This window comes from Bradyrhizobium sp. LeoA1Lang, assembly GCF_055413685.1.
This window is the reverse complement of record NZ_JBVAPG010000004.1, coordinates 135,892-146,377: the sequence shown is the minus strand read 5'-3', so window position 1 is coordinate 146,377 and position 10,486 is coordinate 135,892. Positions and strand designations below refer to the sequence as shown.

Genomic DNA, 10,486 nt, shown 5'->3' with positions numbered 1-10,486 from the left:
TCAGAGGTCCCTTCAGAGGGGAGCACCCAATCATCGCCCAGCGGCAGCGTCAATCACCCCGATCGGGCAATCCAAAGCATTCCGCGCAAGTCAAGGCCGGGCACGGCGATCCTCTCGTGACGCTCACAGTGTTCAGACGCATGATAGGGGAATACCAGAGGTAAAATGCGAGAAGGCGATGCTCGCGGTGATGTTTATTTTCAGATGGAAATCCATTCGAGGTTGACCCGCGGTTCCACGCTGACTAGGCTATCGTATAGTTAAAACAGCTCATACTTCTCGAATTAAGTGAGCCGAAAATTCCAGTGCAGGGTCATGGGCCGAGATAGTTCTGGGCCTGGTGCAGCGGTATCCTGATCTTCGAGACCCTTCGGAGGAAACCATTTGTTTGGTGCCTTCGGAAGAAACCGCCTGAATCTGCGCTTCGCTCAATTGACCTCGCAGTGCAATCGGATATGAGCGGTTCGACTGTTAAGTGGCGATGCGATCGAAACAACGTTGTTGCGGCGCTCCGCCGTGGAGCGCCGATGATGTCCAACAATGATCAAGGAAGCGGGACTCGGATCGCGATGATCGTGGTAGCGGAAGGTTGGTTTAACGCGACACGACCGGCGAACGAGGTCAAATTGATACGCGGTTACCGCTATGAAAATCAGGTTGCACCGCATCTAACACGAACGGCTAGCTTGCGCGGATAATGACTAACATTCTACCTGGAGCAAGGGCGTTAGCGACGCCTTCGGTGTTTCGCCTCTCGTTTCTGACTGTGGGTATTTATGATAATTGTGATGCTGCTCGGGCCGAATCTTCGGCTATGTCGGGTGGCGGATCCGGCCGCTAGCTGCCGGCCCGAGCGCGTTTAGGCGGGAAGATGAAGAAGCACTCTCACGAGGAGATATTGTTGAAGCTCGTTCGAGCAGACGAGCTTGCTCGAGCGGGCAATTCCCAAGTGGAGATTTGCAAGGCGCTCGGGGTAAGCGTGATGACGCTCCATCGTTGGCGGAAACTGCCTCTGCGCAGGACTGACGCGGTCGTTCCGTCCGATCCTGTGGGTGAAGGGAAGGTGCCAACCAACTCGTCAACGATTGATGAAATGCGCCGTGTGCTGGAGGAACTCACGCTGGAGAACCAGCGGCTGCGGAAGATCGTCACGGATCTCCTGCTGGAGAAGATGCGGCTTGAAGAAGCTTCGGCCGAGGCCTTTCCCGTTAGCCAGGCACGCAAGGCCTGATCAATCCTTGTTGAGCCCTCGTGACCGCAGCTAGCTGATCTTCCGCTGGGGTGACAATCGCAAACTCCATGGCGGGGCTTCCGGCAGCCAAAGTGCTTGCCGGCAAGGCCGAGCATTGTTGCGGGGACAGGCGTTGGATGTTGCAATGATCCGAACGCTTGATTGACTGTGAACAAACTCGCTCCGAGCGGCCGGCATATATGTCGCGGACGCTTTTCGTAGACATCGCGCGCTATCGTCGGCTTCGGTGGGAGTGGTGGAAATCGCGCTAAAGCATGATGATTTTCTTCGAATCATCATCCCGCTCTATCTTGTTTGAGCATGATCTCCGCGCAAACGCTTCGCGTTTGTCGCGAGGGAAAACCGGTATCCACTTTTCCGGATCATGCTCTAATCCTCTCCAACCGCCCTTTCTACAGCGTCTGCGAGCTGTTGGATCTCCTGATCCGCCGCGTCTCCGGGCATGAAGCTCGCGACCGATTGACCGCTTGTAAAGGAGCGGACGAATGCCGAGCGACTGGCGATGGGAGGCGCGACGATCTCACCGAACTCGCTCAACTCCTCGACCAGTTGTCGGCCCTCGAGGGTGCGGCGATCGAGCCGGTTAGGAACCAGAATGACCTTGATCGCATCGCGCCGGCGCGCGCGTGCCGCATCGATGATGGCAAGCGTCTGTACAGTCGCGTCGAGATCAAGTCCGGAGGGGGTGCAGGGGACTAGTATCAGGTTTGCCAGGGCGATCGACGCACCCATTTCGCGCGCGTTCGGGGCGGTGTCGATTACCACGAGACCGGCCTGGATATTTCGCACCTCCTGGGCCCAGGCGGATACGGTGGTGCCTTCCAGAGCCATTTCGTAAACCGGGAATTCCAGATTGCCCGGCTCGGCCCACTGCGAGGCGGAGCGCTGCGGATCGCTGTCGACCAGCGCGACGTCATGACCGCGGCGCGCCAGCTCGGCCGCGATACAGACCGCAATCGTGGTCTTGCCAACCCCGCCTTTTCGCTGGGTAACAGTAATGGTCCTCCGCATTGGTATGGGAGAGGTCATGCGGCGCCACACTAACAAATCTTCACATTTAGAAGCAAAATCAGCCGGTTACACTACCACTACCTAACGCATATCGACAATTGGCTTCTTCATGGAACCTCCCGGGATGTTCGGATTGTGGCCTGCCTGATCCCCACGCATACCTCATCCGCGGATTCCGTATGGTTGTAGCCGCGGATTGTGCCGAAATTACCCGAAAAAGCGCCCCTTCGGGGGCGGACTCGGATCGCCGGCCCGGCGATTAACAATGGCGTGACATTGAGCTCAAATCTGAGTTAATCGCTCGTGAATTTAATCCTTGACTTCGATTGTGCAGCGCGACTAACAATGGCTTAACAAACGACGCGATGCACCTTAACATTGAACATAGTTGTGTCGGGTTGAACTAGGCCTCTTAACTCTCGTTGTAGTTGTAGCACCTTCAACTTGCAGCACATTGGCGCTGACCGGCGTGTCAGCTGATCGGTTGAAAAATCTTGGAATCTTGCCAGAGGGTACCATGGCCGTTACCTACTTGACGAAGACTGAGCTGGGTCAATTTCTCCACCACAGCGGCAACAACATCGAGTCGAGTGTCAGATCGGCATTGATCGACTCGTTAGAGCAGAGCGGTGTGTTCAACGATGGCGGAGAGGATGGCACGAGGGGATGGTTTCAATCCGGACCATTTGCCGGTGGGCCGGTGGCTCCCACCATTCAGGTGCTGGACGTTAAAACCTCCACGACGGTCGACACGACTCCCAATCTGAAAGCGATCATCCTCGATGACGCCGGTGGAAAAACGCTCAATGTGAACGGTGCCGACAACGACGTGTTCGTTGCAATGGGCAAGGGCTCCGACACCGTGCACCTGCACGACAGTGGCGATGATACGGTCTACGGCGGTGGTGGCAACGACCTGATCACCGGCGGACACGGCAATAGCTCGCTGTTTGGCGGTGCCGGCAACGACAGCATCTATGGCGGCACCGGCAACGACACGCTGGATGGCGGTAGCGGCAACGACTACCTGCTGGCCGGCACCGGTGCTCAGTCGCTGGTCGGCGGCGATGGCAACGATCTGATCAAGGACCTCACGTCCGGGCACAGCACGCTTTCGGGCGGCAGCGGCAATGACACCTTGGTCGGCGTGCAGGGCGATGTTTTCGAGGGTGGCAGCGGTAACGATCAGATCTGGCTCTATGGTGGCGCCGCGGGTGCAAACTCGACGTTGCAGGGTGGAGACGGCAACGATACCTTCCACATCCAGTCGCACTCCGGGAACGATACGATCATTGGTGGCAACGGCAACGATACGGTCGACTTTGCGGATCGTTCCTTCTTTGATGTCACCAAGATTGACGTTGATGCGAGCACGTCAACTTATACGCTCCACTTCAGTGACAATCAGACGGTTGCGGTCAGCGGAGTTGAAGATCTTCACTTCAACGACCAGGTCGTCACTCTGCCGAAACTCTAACTCGGCTGCTGAAGGTCATGCTAGTGAAGGCCCCGCTTCTGCGGGGCTTTTGCTTTTGTGACCGGAAGATGAGTTCAGGCGCGATTTTACGCCTTTGTCAGGCCACATCGATCAGGTGATGTCGTTTACGCTTGATTTCGTATTGTTCTCACCCGCGTCCGATTGCGTCAGGAACCAATCTTGTCCGCCAGTATGAAGCGCTTGCTCAATGCGGGCTCCGGCCCCGGACCTGCCCGCCGAATTGCTCGAATGGTTGGCGAGCAAGGTTGGGAGGAAGTGCGCTTCGACATCGATCCGGAAGTCAAACCGGACGTTCTCGGCTCAATCTTTGATCTCGGCGGTTCCTTCGAACCGCAATCATTCGATGCTGTCTGGTCGTCGCATGTGCTCGAGCATCTCTATGCGCACGAGGTCTTTCCGACGCTGCGTCAGTTCCATCGGGTCTTGAAACCCGACGGGTTCGCCTTGATCACAAGCCCGGATATCGAATCCGTCGCTCAATTCATCGTCGAGCACGGGATTGCCGCCATCGCCTACAATTCGCCGGCGGGTCCGATCAGGCCGCTCGACATGCTCTACGGCCATTCGCGCGCCATCGAGGAGGGGCATGTCTATATGGCCCATCGCACCGGATTTACGGCCGAGCGCCTTGGCAACCTGCTGTTGATGGCGGGCTTTCCGACCGTGTCGATAACAACGGAGAACTTCGAGGTTTGCGCGCTCGCGCTGATGCCCGAGGCCGATAGCGAGGGCATCCAGAGGACTTTGTTAGAAACGGGCTTTAATTTTCAGGAAGCGTCGGTCTAGACGCTGATCACGGTGCCGGTTCGGCTGACAGTGCAACCTGCAGTCGACGGCCGCGAGCATTCGCTATCACGCTAAATGTTAGTATTCCTGTCGTTTTTGTTGTATATATGTTAGTGCTAAGAACGGCGCATCGTTGGTCGCGCAGCGGTATCTCCGTAGAAGATCGTAACAGACGCTAGTAACAGATACATGGACCGAGCTTTCATGATCATCCAAGCGGTCGCCGAGAATACTGATGCGGATCCAGTGCCTCCGTCGGCGCTCGAATGTCTGATCATCGTCGCTCGACAGCACGGGCTGCATCTCACCTCAACGCAACTTATCAAAGACAACCTGCTGACCGATCAGGAAGTGACGCCTGATCAGCTCGTCCGCTGCGCGGAAAAGGCGGGCATGCGGGCGAAGCTCGTCAAGCTTGATTGGGACGGGCTTTCCCATCTGAAAAAGGCGCTCCCCGCTATCATTCGCCTGCGCAACGGAAGCCATATGGTGCTGTTGCGTGTCGATGGAGACGCCAACAACACGCGTATTGTGTTGAGGGATCCGAATGCGGCGGAAGATGCGCTGCTCGTGATCGACCGGCCGCGCTTCGAGGACATCTGGTCCGGAGATGTCGTTCTGGTCAAGCGCAACTATGAAATCTCCGACGAATCGCAGCCGTTCAGTTTCGGTCTCGTGGCCGCGCTGCTGTTCCGCGAACGTCGCATGGTTCGGGATGTTGCAATCTCTGCGCTGATCCTCGGATTCCTTGGTCTGGCGCCGATCATGTTCTGGCGCCTGCTGTCGGACAAGGTGATCTTCTACAAGGCATACAATACCTTCTATGTGCTGTGCATCGCGATGCTGGTGATGATCGCCTTCGAGGCGGCATTCGCGTTCTTGAGGCAGTTTCTGGTTCATCGCCTGACGACCAGGCTTGATGTCAAACTATCCACCTACGTCTTCGAAAAGGTTCTCAACCTTCCCATCGACTATTTCGAGCAGACCGCAGTGGGGCTGGTGGCGCGCGACATCCGCGAGGTGTTCCGCATTCGCACCTTCCTGATGGGGCAATTGTTCGGCACGATTCTGGATTCGACGACACTGATCTTCTTCCTGCCTATCATGTTCTTCTTCAGTCCGATCATGACCTTGGTGGTCCTGGCGATGGCGGGATTGATCGTCGTATGGCTTATGTTGATGCTGCCGACCTACCGTAAGGCCTCGTCCTCCGTCCTTGCAGCGGAGGGGGCACAGGGCGCCTTTCTGGTTCAGACGCTCAACGGCATCCGGACGGTGAAGTCGCTCGCGCTCGATGCGAGGCAGCGCCATATGTGGGACGTGCTGGTCGCGCGCGTTGCGAAGGCCCGGCTTGCGGAAGGGATGACCGGAAACGCGATCCAGGCTGTCGTGCGCCCGTTGGAGCGGCTGGCAGTAAGCGGTTCATTTGCGCTGGGCGTCTATCTCGCGCTTGTCGCCAATGACCCCGTCGTCATCGGAGCGCTGTTCGCCTTTCTGATGCTGTCGCAGCGGGTCTCGGGTCCGCTGATGCAGATGGCGCAGCTCATCAATCAGTACGACGAAGCGCGAAGCGCGGTCGCCACCGTCGGCAACCTGGTCAACCAGCCTGCCGAAGAGGGGCGTTCCGGACATGGAGTCCGCTCGCCGCTCGTGGGCAGAGTGGAGTTTTCCGGCGTCACCTTCAAATACAAGGGTGCTGTCTCGCCGACGCTGAACCGCATCTCCTTTGAAGTGCCCCAGGGGACCACGCTTGGCGTGATGGGTAAGAGCGGCTCCGGCAAGACCACGCTCACGCGCTTGTTGCAGCGACTTCATTCGGACTACGACGGATTGATCAAGATCGACGGCATCGACGTTCGCGAATACGACGTCGACCATCTGCGCCGGAACATCGGCGTCGTGCTGCAGGAGAATTTCCTGTTCAGCGGCACGATCCGGGAAAACATCTCCGCGGCCAAGCCGGATGCGACCTTTGATGACATCGTCAAGGCCGCCAGGCTAGCGGGCGCGGAGGAGTTCATCGACAAGCTGCCCCGCGGCTACGAAACCCAGATCTATGAAGGTTCTCCCAATCTGTCGGGAGGGCAGCGGCAGCGGCTCGCGATCGCGCGCGCGCTGATCGTCAATCCGCCGATCCTGATTCTCGACGAAGCGACCAGCGCGCTCGATGCCGATAGCGAGGCGATCGTGAACGCCAACATCTCGCGGATCGCGCACGGCCGGACGCTGATCATCATTTCACACCGGCTGTCGTCGCTAACGAAGGCCGACGCCATTCTGGTGCTTAATCGCGGCGTGGTCGACGACATCGGACGGCACGAGGAGCTGTTGGAGCGCAACGACATTTACAGTTCGCTTTGGTACCAGCAGAATACGCATCTGGTGCCTGCGAACCGGAATGATAGACCAAACTTCCGGAGCCCGACCCTTGTCTCCTAATCAAGCGTCGCTTGCCACCGTTCGCCAATTCCAATCGGAGACCGACGCAATCCGGGAGGAAGCCGAGCCGCTGGTTGCGCGGGCCACCCTGTTTGTGCTTTCCGCGTTCCTGGTTGCGATCGTCGCGATTCTGTGCCTGATGCGAGTCGATCGCGTTATTTCCAGCATCAACGGCAAGATTGTGCCGGCCGGTCAGGTCAGCGTTCTGCAGGCGCTGGATCCCTCGATCATCAAGACGATCGATGTGCGGGAAGGCGAGCAGGTCCAGCCGGGACAGTTGCTCGCGACGCTCGATGCAACCTTCACGTCGGCCGATTTGACCCAGGCGAAATTGCAGATCGCGAGCCTCGAGACGCAAGTGGCGCGCGACGAGGCTGAGCTGAAGCAGCAGCCGCTCGTGTTCCCCGGCAAGTCAGACCCCGATTTCCAGAAATACGCGGCGCTGCAGAAGGCGCTCTATGATCAACGGATGGCGCAATACACCGCCCAGCTCAACAGTTTTGAATCGAAGATTAAGCAAACCCAGGCGACGATTGAAAAGCTCCGCGGCGACGACGCCAGGTATCGGCAGCGCGACGAGGTTCTGCAGAAGATCGAAGCAATGCGCACGACGCTTGCCGAGCACGGCACCGGCTCGCAGCTCAACATGTACATCTCCCAGGATACTCGGCTGGAATTGCTGCGGACGTTGGAGAACACGCACAACAGCCTGACAGAGGCACAGAATACGTTGGGATCGCTGATCGCCGATCGTGACGCCTTCAAGCAGCAATGGTTTGCGCAATTGAGTCAGGATCTGGTTACGACGCGCAACAAGCTCGACGACGCGAGAACCGCCTATGACAAGGCGGAGAAGCACCAGGACCTTGTCCGTTGGACCGCCGCCGAACCTTCCGTGGTCCTCACCATGGCGAGGCTTTCGGTCGGATCGGTCCTCAAGCCTGGCGATCCCTTCATCACGCTAATGCCGATCGACACAAAGCTTGAGGCGGAAATCCAGATCGCTTCGCGGGATATCGGGTTCATCCGCGCCGGAGATCCCTGCACGATGAAGATCGACGCGTTCAACGCCGCGGAGCACGGCACGGCCCAGGGCAAGGTGCGCTGGATCAGCGAGGGCGCGTTCACGACGGATGAGGATGGAAAGCCGGTCGATTTCGCGTATTACAAGGCACGGTGTTCGGTGGACTCGAGCAATTTCAAGGATGTGCCGCATAATTTCCGTCTGATCCCCGGCATGACCCTTTCGGGAGACATCAATGTAGGCACCCGATCCGTCGGAATGTATCTGCTTGGTGGGATGCTCAAGGGCATTCGCGAGGCTATGCGTGAGCCATGACACTGTCGGCGCGATCGCTTTTTCAGTGGATTCGGCCTGCTTTTTCGGAATCCCGCGGAAAGCAGTTTGAGCGCGGCGAGGCCGCCTTCGAACTTGGTCACTATCTGGAGGCGCTGAAGCTCTGGAAGCTGGCGTCGCAAGATGGCGACGCGGAAGCGGACTATCGAATCGGATTGCTTTACGCAAAGAACCAGGGCGTTTTGGGCAGCATTCCCGACGCGGTGGTGTGGTACGAGCGCGCGGCACAGCGAGGCCATGTCGAGGCGCAGTATCAGCTCGGCTTGATCTTCCTGTATGGAGTGAAGGCCACTCTCGGACCGAACAGGCCAGAGACGTGGCGTCAATCCTCTGGCGCTCGACTGGGCGATGCGGCATCGAATGTTCATGACCTCATATTCCCGCACGGAACCAGTGTTGCCAGTAATGTTGATGTCGCTTTTCGCTGGATCACGGCTGCAGCGGAAGCTGGCAAGGCCGAGGCCCAGACCATCCTTGGCAACCTGTATACCGAAGGGCGGGGGTGCGAGAAGGACTACACCGCTGCGCTTAGATGGTATCAGGCCGCGGCAGACCAGAAGTGTGCTCCAGCCGAATTTTCTCTTGGTGATGTCTATTATCAGGGCCGAGGCGTTCCCGTAGATCTCGATCAGGCGGCGATCTGGTATCGCAAGGCCGCCGAACAGGATCACGTGAGGGCGCAGGTCGCACTGGCGTTCATGAACCTGAAGGGGGCGGGCATGCCGGAAGCGCCCGCCGAGGCCGCGCGCCTATTCCAGAGCGCCGCAAAGCATGATGATCCGATCGCGCTCTACAATATCGGTCTGTTGCGCCTGAACGGCAAAGGCATCGCCAAGGATCCCGACTTGGCCGAAACCGCGTTGCGCAAGGCGGCGCGCAAGGACTACCTTCCGGCGATCCAGGCGTTGGCGGAGTTCTATTCACACGGCGCAGGGGCCGAGCCGGATCTGCGGGAAGCGGCAACTTGGTACGAGAAGGCCGCCGAGCGAGGCGACGTGCAGGCTCAGTTCTTCATCGGGCGCTTCTACGCGACCGGAACCGGCGTCTCCCCGAACATTCGTCAAGCCGCGAAGTGGTTCGAGCGTGCGGCGGAGAACGGCCACGCCACCGCCGCGTTCAACGTCGCGATCTTCTATCTCAACGGCTCCGGCGTCGAACGTAACGTGGAAACCGCGATCAAGTGGTTTGAGCGCGCTTCGGAGGGCGGCATCAGTGCCGCGCAGGTGCAGCTAGGCAGGCTCTATTCCGCAGGCAATGGCGTTCCGCGCGATCAAAAACTCGCGGGAGAATGGTTGAGCAAAGCCGCTGTTGGCGGAGATCCTGACGCCAAGACCGCCTATGCGCTTTTCCTCATTCATCATGATGGCTCGGCGGACCGCCTTACGGAAGTGCAGTCGTTGTTGACCGAAGCTGCCGCAGCCGGCTACGCGCCCGCAGCCTTTCAACTCGGCGCGATGAAAATGGGCAAGTTCGGTGGGGTTTCGGATGTTCAAGGCGCCGTCCCATGGTTCACGCGCGCGGCCAAGGCCGGCCATGTCGAAGCTCAATACACCCTTGCACTTCTGTACGCGGATCCAAACAGCGGCGTGAGCGATGCACGAGCCGCAGCATCCTGGATGGCTACGGCCGCGCGCTCGGGCAATGCTGCCGCGCAGTTTCAGCTTGCCGTCATGTATTGCACCGGCAATGGCATCGCCCAGGACGTCGCACAGGGGTTGACCTGGTACGAGGCCGCCGCGCAGCAGGGACACACGGTTGCGCAGTATAACCTCGCAGTAATGCTCGGAAGAGGGCAGGGCCGCGAAGCTGATCCGAAGAAGGCGTCCGAGTGGTTTCAGAAAGCGGCAGAGCAGGGCATGGCTGAAGCGCAGCTGGCTCTGGGAGACGCGCTGATGTCGGGCGCCGGCGTTGCGCAAGATAAGGACATGGCGGTGCATTGGTATCAACAGGCGGCGCGACAAAATAATGAAGGCGCAGTGCGTCGCCTGAAGGCGATAGGCCCGACGTTGGTGGACACTGAGCGATGAAGAATGACGTTGTCCGTTCCGGAGCGGAAAGATGAAAAAGGAGGCAAGCAACAGCGACAATTCGGGCACAACTGAAGATTGCTTTCATATCGGAGACAGAAAGAGTGCGCTAATCT

The 10,486-nt window shown here is 58.6% G+C and carries 7 protein-coding genes; 6 read left to right on the top strand and 1 reads right to left on the bottom strand.

The window, feature by feature from the left end; genetic code table 11:
• The first annotated feature begins 871 nt into the window (after positions 1-871).
• Complete coding sequence (locus ACZYOF_RS02775) at positions 872-1,231, top strand: helix-turn-helix domain-containing protein (protein ID WP_463714724.1); 360 nt, start codon at positions 872-874, stop codon at positions 1,229-1,231.
• 390 nt (positions 1,232-1,621) lie between these two features.
• Here ACZYOF_RS02775 and ACZYOF_RS02770 read toward each other — a convergent pair whose 3' ends face one another.
• Positions 1,622-2,263 (bottom strand): nucleotide-binding protein, encoded by a 642-nt coding sequence (locus ACZYOF_RS02770; RefSeq protein ID WP_463714732.1) that lies wholly within the window; start codon positions 2,261-2,263, stop codon positions 1,622-1,624.
• Positions 2,264-2,780: 517 nt separating this feature from the next.
• Here ACZYOF_RS02770 and ACZYOF_RS02765 point away from each other — a divergent pair.
• The 5 genes from ACZYOF_RS02765 to ACZYOF_RS02745 all read left to right on the top strand — a co-directional run bounded on the left by ACZYOF_RS02765 (position 2,781) and on the right by ACZYOF_RS02745 (position 10,370).
• Positions 2,781-3,740: a calcium-binding protein gene (locus ACZYOF_RS02765; RefSeq protein ID WP_130576694.1), complete on the top strand. Its 960-nt coding sequence runs from the start codon at positions 2,781-2,783 to the stop codon at positions 3,738-3,740.
• 192 nt (positions 3,741-3,932) lie between these two features.
• On the top strand, positions 3,933-4,547 hold the full coding sequence (locus ACZYOF_RS02760) for a class I SAM-dependent methyltransferase (protein ID WP_463714723.1): 615 nt from the start codon (positions 3,933-3,935) through the stop codon (positions 4,545-4,547).
• 204 nt (positions 4,548-4,751) lie between these two features.
• Positions 4,752-6,986: a peptidase domain-containing ABC transporter gene (locus ACZYOF_RS02755; RefSeq protein ID WP_282526408.1), complete on the top strand. Its 2,235-nt coding sequence runs from the start codon at positions 4,752-4,754 to the stop codon at positions 6,984-6,986.
• Positions 6,976-8,325 (top strand): HlyD family type I secretion periplasmic adaptor subunit, encoded by a 1,350-nt coding sequence (locus ACZYOF_RS02750; RefSeq protein WP_282526409.1) that lies wholly within the window; start codon positions 6,976-6,978, stop codon positions 8,323-8,325. Before ACZYOF_RS02755 ends, ACZYOF_RS02750 begins: the two co-directional genes overlap by 11 nt.
• On the top strand, positions 8,322-10,370 hold the full coding sequence (locus ACZYOF_RS02745) for a tetratricopeptide repeat protein (protein ID WP_463714722.1): 2,049 nt from the start codon (positions 8,322-8,324) through the stop codon (positions 10,368-10,370). The genes ACZYOF_RS02750 and ACZYOF_RS02745 overlap by 4 nt, the downstream gene beginning before the upstream one ends.
• Positions 10,371-10,486 lie beyond the last annotated feature (116 nt).